This is a genomic window from Parabacteroides sp. B2-S-102, from assembly GCF_023656665.1.
GTDB lineage: Bacteria > Bacteroidota > Bacteroidia > Bacteroidales > Tannerellaceae > Parabacteroides > Parabacteroides distasonis.
Genome location: NZ_JAMOKM010000002.1, coordinates 198,992 through 217,247, shown reverse-complemented (window position 1 = coordinate 217,247; position 18,256 = coordinate 198,992). Strand labels below are relative to the sequence as shown.

13 protein-coding genes are annotated in these 18,256 nt (G+C 47.5%); all 13 read left to right on the top strand.

All coding sequences use genetic code 11. The annotated features are described in order from the left end of the window. Positions 1-3: 3 nt before the first annotated feature. Positions 4-4,008 (top strand): SUMF1/EgtB/PvdO family nonheme iron enzyme, encoded by a 4,005-nt coding sequence (locus NBH07_RS03780; RefSeq protein WP_156682383.1) that lies wholly within the window; start codon positions 4-6, stop codon positions 4,006-4,008. Between the two features lie 116 nt (positions 4,009-4,124). Continuing rightward, positions 4,125-6,572, top strand: coding sequence for a cytochrome c biogenesis protein CcsA (locus NBH07_RS03775; RefSeq protein ID WP_009017241.1), 2,448 nt, complete (start codon positions 4,125-4,127; stop codon positions 6,570-6,572). A gap of 18 nt (positions 6,573-6,590) precedes the next feature. Further along, complete coding sequence (locus NBH07_RS03770) at positions 6,591-6,905, top strand: hypothetical protein (RefSeq protein ID WP_005857750.1); 315 nt, start codon at positions 6,591-6,593, stop codon at positions 6,903-6,905. Positions 6,906-6,946: 41 nt separating this feature from the next. Continuing rightward, on the top strand, positions 6,947-7,963 hold the full coding sequence (locus NBH07_RS03765; RefSeq protein WP_009017242.1) for a dihydroxyacetone kinase subunit DhaK: 1,017 nt from the start codon (positions 6,947-6,949) through the stop codon (positions 7,961-7,963). 9 nt (positions 7,964-7,972) lie between these two features. Continuing rightward, positions 7,973-8,587 carry a DAK2 domain-containing protein gene (locus NBH07_RS03760; protein ID WP_009017243.1) on the top strand — a complete coding sequence of 205 codons (615 nt, stop codon included), beginning with the start codon at positions 7,973-7,975 and terminating at the stop codon, positions 8,585-8,587. A 69-nt stretch (positions 8,588-8,656) separates the two neighbouring features. Next, positions 8,657-9,529: a 3-hydroxy-5-phosphonooxypentane-2,4-dione thiolase gene (gene lsrF, locus NBH07_RS03755; RefSeq protein ID WP_005863031.1), complete on the top strand. Its 873-nt coding sequence runs from the start codon at positions 8,657-8,659 to the stop codon at positions 9,527-9,529. A gap of 155 nt (positions 9,530-9,684) precedes the next feature. Further along, positions 9,685-10,569, top strand: coding sequence for a beta-propeller domain-containing protein (locus tag NBH07_RS03750; protein ID WP_039848596.1), 885 nt, complete (start codon positions 9,685-9,687; stop codon positions 10,567-10,569). A gap of 52 nt (positions 10,570-10,621) precedes the next feature. Beyond that, positions 10,622-11,938: an MFS transporter gene (locus NBH07_RS03745; RefSeq protein ID WP_008779699.1), complete on the top strand. Its 1,317-nt coding sequence runs from the start codon at positions 10,622-10,624 to the stop codon at positions 11,936-11,938. Positions 11,939-11,960: 22 nt separating this feature from the next. Next, positions 11,961-12,959 carry a glycoside hydrolase family 130 protein gene (locus tag NBH07_RS03740; protein ID WP_005857736.1) on the top strand — a complete coding sequence of 333 codons (999 nt, stop codon included), beginning with the start codon at positions 11,961-11,963 and terminating at the stop codon, positions 12,957-12,959. Positions 12,960-13,078: 119 nt separating this feature from the next. Continuing rightward, on the top strand, positions 13,079-13,420 hold the full coding sequence (locus tag NBH07_RS03735) for a hypothetical protein (RefSeq protein ID WP_005863025.1): 342 nt from the start codon (positions 13,079-13,081) through the stop codon (positions 13,418-13,420). Positions 13,421-13,442: 22 nt separating this feature from the next. After that, entirely contained in the window at positions 13,443-13,574 is a 132-nt protein-coding gene (locus NBH07_RS03730) for an alanine:cation symporter family protein (protein WP_009017246.1), read from the top strand. A gap of 138 nt (positions 13,575-13,712) precedes the next feature. Next, positions 13,713-15,431: a phosphoethanolamine transferase family protein gene (locus NBH07_RS03725; RefSeq protein ID WP_156682382.1), complete on the top strand. Its 1,719-nt coding sequence runs from the start codon at positions 13,713-13,715 to the stop codon at positions 15,429-15,431. 15 nt (positions 15,432-15,446) lie between these two features. Then, complete coding sequence (locus NBH07_RS03720) at positions 15,447-17,933, top strand: ATP-binding protein (RefSeq protein WP_156682381.1); 2,487 nt, start codon at positions 15,447-15,449, stop codon at positions 17,931-17,933. Positions 17,934-18,256: the final 323 nt, after the last annotated feature.

Below are 18,256 nucleotides of genomic sequence, written 5' to 3'. Positions count from 1 at the left end.
TACATGAATAAATACTATATAATGGTATCACTCTTGTTGTCGACCTCTCTTCTTGTTTCGGCAGGTCCGAAGCAAAAGAAGGTGGATAACTGGATTGACGCCTCAGTAAAACAAAAGTCTGAGCTTCGTGCCTCTTTGGTGAAGGCGAACATGCCGATCATGTCGGCTTGGATCAAGGCGAAGCAGAAGGCTGTCCCGATGTCCGCCGATTTGACGGGGCTGGATCAGTTGGTGCTTGTTACGGCCGCCGGACCGGATGGTACGGATTGGGATTGGGGTACATGGGCGAACGCCCGTTTAATCAAGGCGGACGGTAGTTCGGTTTGGTTGGATGAGTTAGATCCTGATTATTGGGTTTCTGGCTCGGGCAGTATCCGCAAGAATACGGATTTATACGGGAATCCTTTGTTGATCGGCGGTAAGAAATACGATCATAGTGTATTATGCCATGCCAATGGCGTGATGGTGTACAATATCAATAAGGAATATGTACGCTTCGAGGCTGAGGTGGGTTTGGCCGATCAGTCGACGGTAGGTAGTGTATTCTTCCGTATCATGAATGTTTTCCCGAAGGAGGAGGCCGCACGTTTGCTAGCCGCTTATCCGAAGGAATTAGGAGCCTTAAACGCTAATATCGATGGGTTGGAGAATTGGTTGACTGCTAGTGACGCTTCCGCTGAGCGTGATATTGTCTTGAATCTGGCTTCTCGTCTGAAAGACGCTGCGTATGTAAAGAACGCTGTTAAGCAGATCGAGACAGAAAAAGATATTGATACTCAGATCCGTGAGTATTTGAAACTTTATGAGAAAACTCAACGTATCTGTAATTTGCAGAGCGACTTGAGTTGGTTGAATATGGAGGCGATTCGTCTGGCTTTCAATGATATGAAAAAACTGAAAGGTTTCGATGCCACTAAGTATCAACCGATTTTGGATGAGCTGGAACAGCAGGTAAAGAAAGGTTTCGATGGTATTTATAGTGGTGATGAGGCCGCTTTGGTTAACGCGGAGAAAGCGATTGCGAATAAACGTACGATCTTGCTGGCGAACCCGTTCTTGGATGGTGATAAAGTCTTGGCTGCCCGCTTTAAATTAGGTGTAAACGCTCATAAGGCAATGGCTCCGGATTTGGGTACGCAGGGTAATAACTGGAGCAACCAAGAGTCCGCCCGCCGTATGGGCTTCGACGCTGATATCGTGGAGTTGAGTAATTTACGCGGGGAGGATGTACAGGTACGGTCGATCTATAAACCGGGAAACGGTTCCTCTGTCGCCGACTTGCGGATGCATTGGGATGGCGATCGTGCTATGTTTACCCAGACGATGCCCGATAAGCGTTGGAACGTATTCGAGGTGAAATTGGATGGCTCGGGCTTTAAGCAATTAATACATAACGAGGAGCCGGATCTGGAGTTTTATGATGGAACCTACTTACCGGACGGACGTATCATCGCCAACTCGAATATCGGTTATCAAGGCGTGCCTTGTGTAAGCGGTGATGACCCTGTCGGTAATATGGTACTTTATACGCCGGATACGAAGAACTTGCGCCGTCTGACTTTCGATCAAGATGCGAACTGGAACCCGGTAGTGATGAATAACGGCCGTGTGATGTACACTCGTTGGGAGTACACGGACTTGACGCACTATTATTCCCGTATCGTGATGAACATGAATCCGGATGGTACGGAGCAGAAAGCGCTGTATGGTAGCGGATCGATGTTCCCGAACAGTACGTTCGATATTCAGCCGTTGCCGGGCCACGGTTCCGCTTTCGTGGGAATTATCTCCGGTCACCATGGTATTGCCCGTTCCGGTCGTTTAATCGTGTTCGATCCGGCGAAAGCCCGTAAAGGCGCCGCTGGTATGGTACAGGAGATACCGTATCGTAACCGGCCGATCGTGGAGGAGATTAAGGATGAGTTGGTAAATGGCGTATGGCCGCAGTTTATCAAACCGACTCCGCTGAATGATAAATATTTCTTGGTGGCCGCTAAATTAGATCCACAGGATTTATGGGGTATCTATTTGGTGGACGTATTCGATAACGTGACTTGTTTGCGTAAGGTAGAGGGTGAGGGCTATATCAGTCCGGTTGCCGTACGTAAGACACAGACTCCTCCGGCTATTCCGGACCGTGTGAAATTGAATGACAAAGAGGCTACGGTCTTTATTCAGGATATTTACGAGGGAGAGGGTTTGAGAGGCATTCCCCGGGGTACGGTTAAATCTCTTCGTCTGCACGCTTATGAGTATGCTTACGTGAAGACTACCTCCGATCATAACTGGCATGGAATCCAGTCCGGTTGGGACATCAAACGTATGTTGGGTACAGTACCGGTAGAAGAGGATGGCTCCGCTATCTTCAAGATCCCGGCGAATACGCCGATCTCTATCCAGCCGTTAGACAAAGACGGAGTGGCTATCCAGTGGATGCGTAGCTGGTTGACCGGTCAGCCGGGCGAGGTGGTATCTTGTATCGGTTGCCATGAGGACCAGAACCAGATTCCTATCCCGAAACGTGTGATGGCTTCGCAGAAAGCCCCGCATGCGTTGACTCCGCCGGAAGGGGGGACCCGTTCGTTCACGTTCGATCTGGAGATCCAACCGATCTTGGATCGTGCCTGTATCGCTTGCCATAATGGTGAGGGTAAGGCTTTCGACTTGCGTGGGGGCAAGAAGGATAAATTAGGTTATGGCACTTCTTACTTGAATCTGCATCCGTATGTACACCGTCAAGGTGGCGAGGGTGATATGGTGGTTCTTCAACCGTATGAATATCATCCGAACACGAGTGAACTGGTTCGTATGTTGAAGAAAGGGCACTTTAACGTGCAACTGACGGATAAAGAGTGGAAAACCCTTTATAACTGGATTGATTACAACGCTCCGGATAAGGGTTATTTCAACGCAAATGTGCTTTCGAAGGATATCATCCCGTATCAAGGCTTCGACCAGATCAAGCGCCGTAAAGAGTTGACGGATAAGTATGCGAATGGCGCAGGCGTGGATTGGAAGAAAGAGATCTCCGATTATGCCGCTTACTTGAAGGGTAAAGGTGAGATCAAACCGGAGATGCCGGAGAAATTGGCTCCTGTCAAGGAAAAAGAGTTGAAGGTGAAAGGCTGGCCTTTCGATGCGGACCGGATCAAGGCTATGTTGGCTGACGAGAAGGAAACCCGTAAGGAGATCGAGTTGGCTCCGGGTATCAAGATGACATTTGTTCGCATTCCGGCCGGACAATTCGTGATGGGCAGCTATCGTGGGCAATCCGATACTCGTCCGACGGCGAAAGTGAAGATTGACAAAGCTTTCTGGATGGGTGAGTTGGAGGTTACGAACCAGCAATTCAACGTGATTTTCCCGGATCACGACAGCCGTTTCGTGGATCAGCAATGGAAAGATCACGTGGTTCAAGGATATCCCGCTAATAAACCGGAGCAACCGGTAATCCGTGTAAGTTACAATGACGCTATGGATTATTGTAAGAAGCTGAGTGAGAAAACAGGCTTGAACATCACGCTTCCGACCGAGGCGCAATGGGAATGGGCTTGTCGTGCCGGTAGCGATCAAGATTTCTGGTATGGCGATATGAATGCGGACTTCGGCAAAAAGGATAACCTAGCCGACGTAACCACGCTCCTGCTTGCCGTAAGCGGTATCGACCCGCAACCGATGCCTAAGACTTCTTATTGGTACAAGTACTATACTTACTTACCGAAAGAGGAAGGCGTGGATGATGGCAATTTGGTTCAGGTGGGTGGTAAGCAATATGAAGCGAATCCGTTCGGTTTGTATTGCATGCACGGTAACGTGGCGGAATGGACTCGTTCAGATTACTTGCCTTATCCTTACAACGAGAAATCGAAAGAGGTCTCCGAGTATAAGGTGGTTCGTGGTGGTTCTTATATCGAGCGACCGAAATTCTCGACGGCTTATACCCGTAAAGGATATTATCCGTACCAACGTGTGTTCAACGTAGGCTTCCGGGTAATTATTGAGGATTAATAGACAAGGTCTATTTATAGATAGATAACATGGATGCGGCAAATTAATCGCCGATTCTTTCAAAAATGATTAATCTGCGTACATTTGTCGCATCAGTGTTATTAATAAATGAGCAAATGAAAACTCTAGAAAGATTTATCTCTTCTTCTGTGACGACTATCGTCCTCCTATTGATCTACGCCTTTGGCTTGGCTGTCGCTACTTTTATAGAGAAGTATCACGGTACTGCCGCCGCTAAAGCGATGATTTACTATTCTCCTCTGTTTTTCTTACTCCAATTCTTATTGGTAGCCAATTTCGTGGCTATCGTTATCAAGCACCAGTTGCTTAAACGGCGTAGATGGGGATTGATGGTCACCCATGCCGCCTTTATTGTCATCCTTCTGGGCGCCCTTGTTTCCCACCTTCTCGGCGAGGAAGGAATCCTTCACCTGCGTGAGGGAGAGGCTAGCGATCGTATCATGATCCGTACCTCGGACCAGACTCTCTATCATACGCTCCCTTTTAGCGTAGAACTCGTGAAATTTACCTTAACCCGCTATCCCGGCTCTGCCAGTCCCTCCGCTTATGAGAGTGAGTTGCTGGTACATGTAGATGGACAGACTCGCCATGCCCGGGTATATATGAATAATGTATTAGACGTGAAAGGCTATCGTTTCTTCCAAGCCTCCTATGACCCGGATGAGCAAGGAACGGTACTTTCCGTGAACCGAGATGTGGCCGGAAGGAATATTACATATACCGGTTACGTGATTTTAGTGATCGGCTTTATACTTTGCTTGGTAGGTAAAAACTCCCGTTTCATGAAATTAAGCCGTCAGTTGAAAGATTTAAGAGAGGGCGCTCGTAAAACGACCCTGTTAGTAGCGGTTCTTCTTTCCGTAGGGGGCTTGCGGGCGCAAGGTGCGGCCGCTCCCGAGATGAAGGAGGCCATACAGAAATATGCGATAAGTCCGGAACATGCCGCTAAGTTCGGTGCGTTGCCGATCCAATCGGTAAGCGGACGTATGTTGCCAATCAATACATTTTCTTCCGAGGTACTACGGAAGTTGCATAAATCGGATCAGTTCGGTTTCTTGAACTCTGATCAGTTCTTGTTGAGCGTCTTGGCTATGCCGGATATGTGGGTCCGGGTGCCGTTTATCGCCTTGTCTAATAGTGAGCTGGCTAATTATTACGACCTTACGGATAAGGAGTGTGCCTATATAGAGGTATTCGATAGCCACGGACGCTATAAATTGCAAGAGAAGCTGGACGAGGCCTACAATAAAATGCCGGCGGAGCGTACCCGCTTCGATAAGGACTTGATCAAGCTGGACGAGCAGGTGAATATCTTCCATCAATTGATCAATTACCAGATGTTGAACCTTTTCCCGAAAGAGGACGATCCGGATCACAAATGGTATGCGCCGGGCGATGATTTGTCGGCGTTTTCCGGAAAAGACTCCATGTTCGTTACCCACATTATGGGCTGGTATTTATCGGAGGTACAAGAAGGATTGAAGAGTGGTGATTGGGAGAAAGCGGACGAGGTGATCGGTATGATCCATACGTATCAGCAAGCCAAGAATAAGACGGTAGACATTCGCCCTGAGAAAATACAGGCCGAGATTAAATATAATCAAATGGATGTATTCCGGCAATGTAAGAAAGGGTACTTGATTTTGGGAGGCTTGTTGCTGATCTTCGCTTTCGTGGCCTTATTCAAGAAGGAAAAATGGGTTACCTATACGACTTGGTTATTGAGTCTGGGCATTTTGGCCGTATTCGTTTTCCATATGTATGGGATGGGAATGCGGTGGTATATCGCAGGTTACGCCCCTTGGAGCAATTCGTACGAGACGATGGTTTATGTGGCTTGGGCTACGGTGTTCGCCGGGTTGTTGTTCGTACGCAAGAGTACGCTTACGTTTGCGTTGGCTACTTTATTCGGGGGGATCATCTTGTTCGTGTCCGGCTTGAGTTGGATGGACCCGCAGATCAATCCGCTGGTTCCGGTCTTGAAATCCCCGTGGTTGATGTTCCATGTGGCGGTTATCGTGGGAGCTTACGGTTTCTTCGGTATTAGCTGTCTGATCGGCTTGACGAATCTGGTGATGATGAGCGTAAGCGGGGAGAAGAACAGCGTGATGCTCAAAGAACGGGTACGAGAATTGAGTATCGTGAACGAGATGTCACTTTGGATCGGATTGGCCCTGATGACGATCGGTACTTTCTTGGGAGCGGTCTGGGCGAATGAGTCGTGGGGACGTTATTGGGGCTGGGACCCGAAGGAGACGTGGGCGTTGATTACGATGGTGATATATGCGATCGTGACGCATCTCCGCTTGATACCGAAATGCAATAACCTGTGGTTGTTTAATTTTACGTCTATCTTGGCCTTCTATTCGGTGTTGATGACCTTCTTCGGTGTGAATTATTTCTTGAGTGGCATGCACTCTTATGGCCAGAATGACAACGTGAACGGGATATTTATTTATCTTTATCTGTCGATCATCCTAGTATTGGGGGCTGGCTTTATATCCTATCGGAAGAGAACGAATTTTAATAATATAATTGTCTAACTATAAATTGAATAGATCATGAGAACATTTAATCACGTAGGAATTGTCACTACGGAAAGTAAGGAAGGGGCGGTTTATAACGAAGGCCTGAGTGTATGGTTGACGGATTACAGCAAGAGTCCGAACCGGATCGAGTTCTTGAAATTCGAGAAAGGCAGCTGCCTACCGGAGTTGGTACAGACCAATGGCCATATCGCTTATACGGTTCCTTGTTTGGAAAAAGAGTTGGAAGGTAAGAAGGTAATATTCGGCCCGGCTGTTTGCGACGAGCACTTGACGATCGCTTTCATCGAGGAAGAAGGTATCGCTATCGAGATCATGGAACTAAAATAATTCGTAAATCAAAATTTATAAATCTAAAGGAGGATAATACCATGTCAGACATCAAGACAAAATTCATAAATGATCCTGAGAATATTACGGCAGAGTTATTGGAAGGCTATGTATTAGCGTATCCGAATCAAGTAAAGTTGGCGGCTGAGAATATCGTCGTACGTGCTAACCCGAAAGGCAATGATAAGGTAGCGATCGTTACTTTAGGCGGTTCCGGTCATGAGCCTGCCTTGAGCGGTTTCGTAGGAGAGGGCATGTTGGATTGCTCCGTCGTGGGTGACGTATTCGCCGCTCCGGGTGCCCAACGTTTGTTTCAGGCACTGCAATTGATGGATCGTGAGGCCGGGATCTTGCTGGTCGTATTGAACCATTCCGGCGACGTGATGAGCGCTAATATGGCTTGCCAGTTGGCTGCTCGTAAGGGTATCAAGGTGAGGAAATTACTTACGCATGATGATATCAGCGCAGGTATCGGGGCGAATGTAGATGATCGCCGTGGCTTGGCCGGTTGTGTTCCTTTGTATAAGATATTAGGTGCCGCCGCCGAGGAAGGGAAGTCTTTAGACGAGTTGATTGAGATAGGTGAACGCTATAATAAGAACGTGGCTACCTTGGCTGTCGCTATGCGTTCTTGTACGCATCCCCAGAACGGAGGTACGATCACGAATCTTCCCGATGGAATCATGGAGATCGGTATGGGCCAGCATGGCGAAGGCGGTGGTGGACAGAAACCGTTGGTATCCGCCGATGATACGGCAGCGGAGATGGTAGACCTACTTTGCCAGCAGTTACAGCCAAAAGCCGGTGATAAGATGTTGTTGATCATTAACGGCGTAGGCGCTACTACCCATATGGAATTGAATATCATCTTCCGCAAGGCTTATAAGGAATTAGAGGCTCGTGGCTTGCAGGTGGTGGTAAGCCGTATCCAAGAGATCTTGACCGTACAGGAACAAGCCGGATTCCAGATGATCCTAGCGATCTTGGATGAGGACCATATCGATTATTTGAATAACAAACGTGCGGACGCACCTTATTGGACAACCCTAGGTAAATAAATAATATATATGAAACAACTTACTATCGAGGCCTTCAAGGCCATGTTAGACAATGCGCTGAAACAGATCAAGGCACGTGAGGAGGAATTCTCTAAATTGGATGCCGTAATCGGGGATGGAGATCATGGTACCGCTATCGTTGCCGCTATGACTGCCGTGAATAAAAGCGCTCAGTCTGGAACGGAGTTCAAGCAAATGCTTGGTGATATGGGTATGGACGTGATGATGGAAGTGAGCGGATCGACAAGTACCTTGCTCGGCGCTTTCTTCTTGGGTATGAGCGATCATGCAGAGGGAACCGAGTTGGATGCCGCAGGCGTGAAAGCTATGTTCGCCGGTGGCTTGGCGAATGTGCAACAACAAACCCAAGCGAAACGAGGCGACAAGACGATGATGGATGCCTTGATCCCGGCGGTGGAGGCTATGCAGGCTTGTACATCGGATGATATCAAGGAAGTCTTGAATGCTGGCGCTAAAGCGGCGCTTGATGGAGCGGAGGCTACGGTACCGATGAAAGCTAATTTTGGCCGTGCCCGTAACTATGGTGAGCGTTCGATTGGTTTCGCTGATAGCGGGGCTACTTCGTGGAGCTGCATGTTCGCTTCTTTTGCGGAGGCGCTATAAAATAATACACAGCGTGAGACGGGGCACGCCCCGTCTCTACAAAATATAATAATATAACGAATAATAAATATGGCAGATTTAGATGATTTAAGAGAAGGTGCGGACTTCGGTTTGGGCATCAATTGTGAGAACCAGAGTTTCCATGTGAAGGGAGCCGAGAACTTACCTTGGGGTATGAAAGACCGTCTGTCCCGTATCTTCAACCCGAAGACAGGCAAGGCGGTTATGCTTGCTTTTGACCATGGTTTCATCATGGGGCCGACTTCCGGTCTGGAGCGTATCGACTTAAATATCGTTCCTTTGATTGAATATGCGGATTGCTTGATGTGTACCCGTGGTATCCTGCAATCTACGATCCCTGCGAATACGACGAAACCGATTTGTCTTCGTTCGGACGCTGGAACGTCTATCCTTACGGATTTGAATGATAATGTATTGATCGATATAGAGGACGCTATCCGTATGAACGTCTCCGCCATGGCGGTTATGTTGGCTATCGGCGATGAGGCGCATGAGGCTAAGACAGTGGCTAACTTATATAAGGCGGTCGATAAGGCTAGCCGTTACAATATCCCGGTAATGGGTGTTACCGCCGTTGGTAAGCAAATGGCTCGTGACGCTCGTTATTTCGGTCTGGCTTCCCGTATTTGTGCGGAGAACGGCGCTAATATCGTGAAGACCTACTATTGCGAGGGCTTCGAGAAGGTAGCCGCCGCTTGTCCGGTTCCCGTGGTAATTGCCGGTGGTAAGAAATTACCGGAGAAGGAGGCGTTGGAATTATGTTATAACGCGATCAACGACGGTGCGGCTGGCGTGGATATGGGACGTAACGTATTTCAGAGTACTTCCCCAGTCGCCATGATCCAGGCGGTTCATGCGGTCGTGCATCAAGGTATCACGCCCGATCAGGGATATGAGTTGTTCCGTGACTTAGCGAAATAAAGAAGAATGAACCAATGTGTCGTTTCGCTAAATGTGCCAATATGCCAATGCGAATACAACACACATGATCTTTTTTTGCAGGGTGGACTCCATGTGTCCATCCTGCTATAATTAGCACATTGGCATATTATCTAATTAGTACATTATTATATACCATGAAAATCTATACTTTTATATTATCCGCATGCCTGCTACTCGTATGTTCCGCATGCCATGAGGCGTCGCATCATCTTTTATTAGGCGGTTCCGGCTGGGACAAGATCGCCATCGTAAACAAGAACACGAAAGAGATTGAATGGGAGCATCCCTTGGAAAAAGGATGGGAATGTAATTCCGTAGCTGTTACTCCCGACCGGAATATTCTTTTTTCCTATTCGAAAGGGGCGAAGCTAATCACACGGGACCATGAGGAGGTCTGGAATATCTCCGCTCCGGAAGGGTGTGAGATGCAGACGGCCCGTGTACTTCCCAACGGTAATTATTTATTGGCGTGGTGTGGATACCCGGCGACGATCATGGAGGTGAATGCAAAAGGAGAGATCCTGTCGAAAACGGATTTCGACACCCATATTGAGCAACCCCATGCCCAATTCCGTCAAGTAAACAAAAATAAGCAGGGCAATTATTTAGTGCCCTTGTTCGCTACCTCCGAGATCCGGGAAATATCCCCGTCCGGTCAATTGCTGAAAAGCGTGAAAGTAGACGGTAACCCGTTTAGCGTGGCTGCGTTGGATAACGGTAATTATCTGGTCGCTTGCGGTGATGCCCATTGCTTCATAGAGCTGAATTTCGAGACTGGAGATATCGTTCGCAAGGTGAATGAGAACGATATCGAGGGAGCCCAGCTTTTCTTTGTTGCCCAGTTGCTCCCTAAACGGGACGGTGGTTTGTATATCTGTAACTGGCAAGGCCATGACGGAGAGGCTGCGAAAGGACATTACCCGCAGTTGATCGAGATAAACGGAGCCGGAAAGATGGTCTGGGATTTGAATGATAACGCTACCTTCGGGATGATCTCCTCTATTTGTCCGATCGATTAAAGATATATCCGGATTATTAATTATATTTGTACACCTAAATTCTAAATAAAGCATGGAAGAGAAAAACACGAATGCTACTAAACGTCGAAACCCTGTAACTTGGGTCCCTAGTGTCTATTTTGCTATGGGATTGCCTTTTGTAGTGCTGAACATGGTTACCGTACTCATGTTTAAGGGATTGGATATCTCGGATGCCCAGATTGCGTTATGGACCTCGGTTATCATGTTACCTTGGACCTTAAAGCCTTTATGGAGCCCGTTTTTGGAAATGTATCGTACCAAGAAATTCTTTGTCGTATTGACCCAGTTGTTATCCGGTTGCTTATTCGGTTTAGTGGCCTTGGCGTTAAACTTGCCGAGTTTCTTTGCTCTATCTATCGCATTATTAGGTATTATAGCGCTTAGCGGGGCTACGCATGACGTGGCAACGGATGGCGTTTATATGAAAGAGCTCTCACCGGAGAATCAAGCCAAATATATCGGTTGGCAAGGTGCGTTTTACAATTTAGCGAAGATCGTAGCCACGGGTGGTCTGGTTTATCTGGCGGGTTATATGATGCAATATTTTACCGGGATAGGATTGGAGAAAGAGGCCATGATATACGCTTGGATGATCGTTATGCTGCTTTGCGGTACGATCATGATCCTGCTTGGTTTTTATCATATGAAGATGTTGCCTTCGGGTGGAAAAGCCGCTACCGGAGAACATTCGTTGAAGGAAAGTATGGCTGAGCTATGGCTGGTCTTCAAGGAGTTCTTCACGAAGAAGTATATCGTGTGGTATATCTGTTTCATTATATTGTATCGTTTTGCCGAGGGTTTCGTGATAAAGATCGTACCTTTGTTCTTGAAAGCTCCGATAGCTGATCAAGGATTAGGACTAACGGAGCAAGAGATCGGTTTGTATTATGGTACGTTTGGAGCGGCGGCGTTTGTGCTGGGTTCTTTGCTCGGTGGATATTATATCTCGGCTAAGGGATTGCGAAAGGTATTGTTTACGCTTTGTTGTTGCTTCAACATACCGTTTTTGGTATACACGTTCTTGGCGTGTTTCCAGCCTGATAATGGTCTCATTATCGCTTCCGCCATCGTATTCGAGTATTTTGGCTATGGATTCGGTTTCGTGGGCTTGATGCTGTTTATGATGCAACAGGTAGCTCCGGGCAAGCATCAGATGGCGCATTATGCGTTCGCCTCAGGTATCATGAACCTTGGCGTAATGCTTCCGGGAATGATGAGCGGTTTTGTGAGTGACTGGCTAGGTTATAAGTATTTCTTTATCGTGACCTTGCTGGCGATGATCCCTTCATTCTTGGTAGCCTATTTCGTACCGTTCACGTATGACGATAAAGGTAATAAGTTAGTATAGTAATATTTTAATAGGATTAGTTATGGATAATTTGAAAATCGTAGGCGCTCCGCTGCCAGATATGCCTTGGGAAGATCGTCCCGAGGGTAGCAAAGAAGTATTGTGGAGATATTCGAAGAACCCGGTGATTCCTCGTGATATCCTCCCGACATCGAACAGTGTGTTCAACAGTGCTGTTGTCCCTTTCAAAGGTGGTTATGCCGGTGTGTTCCGATGCGACGATACGAATCGCCGGATGCGTTTGCACGTAGGTTTTAGCGCAGATGCCATTCATTGGAGTATCTCTGAGACAAAACTCGAGTTTGAGTGCGACGACAAGGAGATCGGCGAGTTTGTTTATGCCTACGACCCCCGTGTATGTTTTATCGAGGATCGTTACTATGTGACTTGGTGTAACGGTTATCATGGCCCGACGATCGGCGTGGCTTACACGTTCGATTTCGAGACCTTCCATCAGCTGGAGAACGCTTATCTGCCTTTCAACCGTAATGGCGTGATGTTCCCTCGTAAGATTAACGGAAACTTCGCCATGTTGAGCCGTCCGAGCGACAACGGTCATACTCCGTTCGGCGATATTTTCTATAGCGAGTCTCCGGATATGTGTTTCTGGGGTAAACATCGCCACGTGATGTCTCCGGCTGCGTTCGAGGATAGCGCTTGGCAGTGTACGAAGATCGGTGCGGGCCCTATCCCTATCGAGACTTCCGAAGGCTGGTTATTGATTTACCACGGCGTGCTTCGTTCTTGCAACGGGTATGTGTATAGCTTCGGTTCCGCTATCTTGGATTTGGAGCAACCTTGGAAAGTGAAATTCCGCTCCGGACCTTATTTGTTATCCCCGCAAAAGGATTACGAGTGCATGGGAGACGTTCCGAACGTAGTCTTTCCCTGTGCCGCCTTGCATGATCCGGAGACGAAACGTATCGCTATCTATTACGGCTGCGCAGATACGGTAACAGGATTGGCTTTTGGCTATATTGATGAGATTTTGGATTTTACGAAGAAGAATTCAATCATTTAACAGACTCGAGAAGAACAATATACTTTTGTTGTCGAAACAATATACTTTTACACACGAAAGTATATTGTTTTAGAACAAAAAGTATATTGTTTTTTTTATTAGGTAAAAGAGTAAGAGCTATGACAAAGATACAACAGTTTTTGGCAGATCTGCCCGAGGAGAAGAAATCCTTGTTTGTCCCTGTTTTCGGGAGCATGGAGAAATTTTATACGGTAGTTTACTTGATCGCCCGGAATGAGCACGTCACTGATCAGGAGAAGCCAGATCGTTATGAGGATCGTTTACAGGTGATTCGCCAGATACGTAACCGGGTGGAGAAACTAGTTTCCTCGTATGGCTTGGACGGAGGGGAGATCGTAGCCGATATCGCCAGCGACTATTTTGAGGATTATGTCAATTACAAAGAGCCGGAGCTAGACATTACGAATGATGAGTTTATCGCTATCCTCCAGAAAATATAGGAGATAAATATAATTTTATTGTGTGGTAGTATTGACATTATCCGGTATCACCGTGGCTTTGATGACTCTCCCGAACTTAATTGGTATCTTGCTGTTACATAGGGAAGTGAAAAACTCTGTCAAGGAGTATTGGCGACGGATGAAGGAGAAGTAATGACTGTGAATAACATTTTTTGTGTATAATACGCTTTGTATGTGTTTAATAACGCCTATCTTTGCCAATTACCGGAATTTTAGGTTCTGGGTATTAGTTGAGAAGAGTAATGATTGAGAGTTGGCAAAGTTTTATTGAATGAAGTATTTTACAAAGTTAATACGCTGGATATCTTCACAGGAGCATTTATATTTCTTATTTGCCCTGTTATTTATCATCCCAAACTGTGTGTTCTTTTTTACGGAACCGCTTCCCGTCACGGTCGGTATCGCCTCGTTGCTGATACCTTTGGCCTTTTGGATGGGTGTTTTGTTAGTGGCCCGTAAACCGGGGATCGTGGTTTGGTGCCTGTTGCCGAAGGTTATATTAGATGGGGGACAGTTGGTGCTTCTGTATCTTTTCGGGCAGTCCGTGATAGCGGTTGATATGTATTTGAACCTTACCAGCTCGAACGCTTCCGAGGCTAGCGAATTATTGGGGAATATCATTTTGGTGATCGGTTGCGTATTCTTTTTCTATACATTGCCTACTCTAATACTCGCTTATCGTTCGATACGGCAGAAAGAGAAATTGCGAAATCCTTTCCGGAAGAAATGGGCCAAGATCAGCCTAGGCATGTTTGTCATGGGCTTGATCCTTTGCTTCCTGTCTCCTTTGCAAGATCACCGGTTTTCATGGAAGGACGATGTGTATCCGGCTAACGCCCTATACAATTTATATTTCGCCATAAATAAGGCGGAGAGGAACCGTAAGTATCATATTACTTCCGCCGACTTTAAGTTCGACGCCACTAAGCTGGAACAAGCTGAGGGAAAACGGGAGATCTACGTCTTGGTAGTGGGAGAGACCTCCCGTGCTATGGAATGGAGCCTTTACGGATACGAGCGCAAGACGACTCCCCGTATGGAGGCTTTAGACGGATTGGTGCATTTCACGGATGTGGTGACGCAATCGAATAATACGCATAAAAGTGTCCCCATTATCCTGTCCGCTGCCAGCGCCGAGAATTATGGAGTCCTTTACGACGAGAAAAGTATCGTAACCGCTTTCAAAGAGTCTGGTTTCCGTACGCTCGTGATCGCCAACCAGAAACTAACGACCTCGATGATCGGCGCTTTTTACCGGGAGGCAGATACCTTTATCGATATGAGCGCATTTAATACGGGTTCTACGCTAACCTCCTTGCACGATGCGGCGATCCTGCCTTATCTAAAGAAGGAACTGGATAAAGAGGACGGTAATCTTTTCGTAGTACTTCATACTTATGGCTCGCATTTTAATTACCATGAACGTTATCCGAAGGAGTTCCGTTTCTATAGGCCGGATAAGGCGGAGGGAATTCGTGCCTCGTATAAAAAGGAGTTACGGAACGCTTATGATAATTCCATCCACTATACGGATTACGTGCTGGGGGAAATCGTGGATATGTTGGCGAAGACAAATGCCCCGGCATCCATGCTTTACTTAAGCGATCATGGAGAGGATATCTTCGATGATTCCAGAGCCCGTTATCTGCATGCCTCTCCGATACCGACCTATTATCAGTTGCATATCCCGTATGTGATCTGGTTCTCGAAGGCTTACCGGGAGTCATATTCCCAGAAATATCTGGAAGCGCAGGCACACGAGACTTATCCGGTTAGCACGAACAGCGTATTCCATACGATGCTTGATATAGCTGGCGTGCGGACTCCGGTGGCCGATTCCACGTTTGCCTTAACGAATCGAGCTTTCAAGGTACGTGACCGTATGTATCTGGGAGACCATGACGACCCGATTCCATTCTGGAAAGTCGGCTTGAAAAAGCAGGATTTTGAGATGATGGATAAATGGGATATCGCTTACGATAGGAATTAGACTGATCTCAACCGTATGAAAGAGCAAAGCGGACATATTACTAGCAAGGTGATATTAGGCTATATTTTGCTGATTACCATTGCGGTCTGCTCGGTCGCTTACATTTATAATATAGTAGAGAAAGTGGCCGAGGAGGACGAGCCGGATCATCAGGCACGCCGGAAGGTGTACTTGGTCACCAATACGCTCTCCCTGCTCTATGAAAGCGAGGCGTTGGGGCAGTTGGTAGGCATGCCCCAGAACGAGTTCCGCCACTTCAATCGTACGTTGAATAAGGCCCATAATAACATGGATTCGTTGAGGACCTTGGTGACGGACTCCATGCAACTCCTGAAAATAGATACGATCGACCTGCTGCTGGAGCGTAAGCGATGGAATACCCGTCGTTTGCTTGAGACTTGGCAGGAAGCGAACACGGAGCGTCTTTATACGGAGAATATCGAGAAAATAATTGCCGTCCGGGATACGATCGTAAACGAGGTGCAGATACAGGAGCGGGTAGAGGTCAAGCAAGATACGGTGGTAGTTCCCCGTAAGAAGCGAGGATTCTTCAAGCGTTTGGCCGACGTGTTCTCTCCCGGCAAGGAAGATACCAGCATCGTGGTGAACACGACCCGGGAGATCGTCACCGATACGCTGGTGAACGCTTATAATCCGACCGATACGATTGTCAGCGTGCTGAAAAGCATCCAAGACAGTGTGGCTTGGCAACGGCAACAACTGATGGATCAGTTGTTGGAAAGGGCCTCTAACTTACGGTATAACAATAGCGTGATTACCCGGGAGATCAACCAGATGCTCCGTAATATCGAGGAGGAGGAGATGGAGGCGTCGCTGGAAAGGGTCTATAAGAAGCAGGTACTATTAAGGGAGACCTCCCATTTGATCGCCGGAATCGCGATCGTCTCCATGGTAATCGCCTTTCTGTTCCTCTTCTTTATCTCACGGGATATCTCACGAAGTAAATATTACCGTATGCAACTGGAAAAGGCGAAACAGGTCGCCGAGAGCTTATTGCGAAGCCGTGAGAAGCTGATGTTGACGATCAGCCACGATATACGGGCTCCGCTCTCTTCCATCATCGGATATATCGAGCTTTTGCTACGCCGCCATCCGGACGAGCGTCAGCGATATTATCTGGAGAACATGAAAGGTTCCTCGGATCATATCCTTTCCTTGGTGAACGACCTGTTGGATTTCCAGCGGTTGGAGTCCGGCGAGATGGAGGTGCATAGCGTTCCCTTCCGTGTCCCGGCCTTGTTCGACGAGATCTATACCAGCTTCCGGCCGATAGCGGAGGCGAAAGGCTTGCGGTTTGTCTTGAACCTGAAACCGGAGGAGACCGGGCAAGTCTATATGGGCGACCCGATCCGTATCCGGCAGGTCGTAGGAAACCTCTTATCCAACGCTATCAAGTTCACGGAAGCGGGGCGAGTCGTTCTCCTCGTCTCCCTCCAAAAACTTTCAATTATCAATTATCAATTATCAATTACCGTCAGCGATTCCGGTCCGGGCATCCCGAAAGAGGAACAAGAGCGGGTATTCGGGGAGTTTACCCGCCTTGCCGATACGGAAGAGGCGGAAGGTTTCGGTCTGGGCCTCTCCATCACCCGTAAGCTTCTGTCCTTGATGAACGGTACGCTTGCTTTGGATAGTACCCCGGGGAAAGGCAGTGATTTCACGATCTTGCTACCTCTTCCCTTGGCTGATAACCAATCTTTGCCGGACGTAACGGCGGAGGCTCCGGATGCCGGTGGGGCCGAGGCTTTACCCTTGTTTAGGGGGCAAGATGTCTATTGCCTTCTGGTTGATGACGATCCTCTACAACTGGCCTTGACGGAGGAACTCTTGAAGCAGAGTCACGTGCAGGTGGTAGGTTGTACGAATCCGCATAACGTCCTCGAGCTATTGCGGAACACCGTATTCAACGCCATTATTACCGATATACAGATGCCGATGATGGATGGCTATCATTTACTGGAGCGGATACGTACGTCCGGTATCCCCGGAACGGATAAGATCCCGGTGATCGCCCTATCCGCCAGTATCGCCAAGGAGCACGAGCATTATCTGGAGGCTGGTTTCACGGGCTTCTTGAACAAGCCGTTTACCGCCGCCCAATTAATCTCCTTGCTGAATGAGTTGCTGACACTTCATCTGGAGGCAAAGAGCGAGTTGAATTTCTCTTCGTTGACCGCTTTTGCCGGAGAGGATCCGGAGGCCTCAGCCTCTATACTGAAAACCTTCTCGGAGGAAACCCGCAAGAGCATCGACTTACTTCGGGATGCGTTAGAGGGAAAAGACCGGGAGGAAGCCTCCCGGATATCCCATAAGTTGATCCCCCTGTTTACGATGCTGGGGGCCAATTCATTGGTACAACACCTGCGGATCTTGGAGAAGAACGATGAGGAACTGACCGATTCCGGCTGGTACCACCTGCTGGGCGAGGTAATCGAGCAAGCACTTGCTATCGTGAAGGATGCGGAGTCCGCCATCGGGTAATCTTGTGGAATCCGGTGTGGAATAAATACCCATCCGTGGAATGCCTTTCCCCATGCTTCTGAAATAAAATTCCACTTTATAGAAACAAAATTTATCTATTACTTGTTAAAGGATAAGTAGTTAGATATTCATTATCGTGCGTTTCGCTGGCTTTGGCACGATATTCGCTATCTATTTAATGAAATCGCAAGTGGGCGTTTCTACATTTAAACCGTTAAAAACGAAAGTCATGAATTTATTCATGGCGAAAGATTAAGTCCTGAGTATTCAATTTAAGTCTGCAAAAGAAAAAGGCATCCTTTCGAGGATGCTTTTTCTATTTA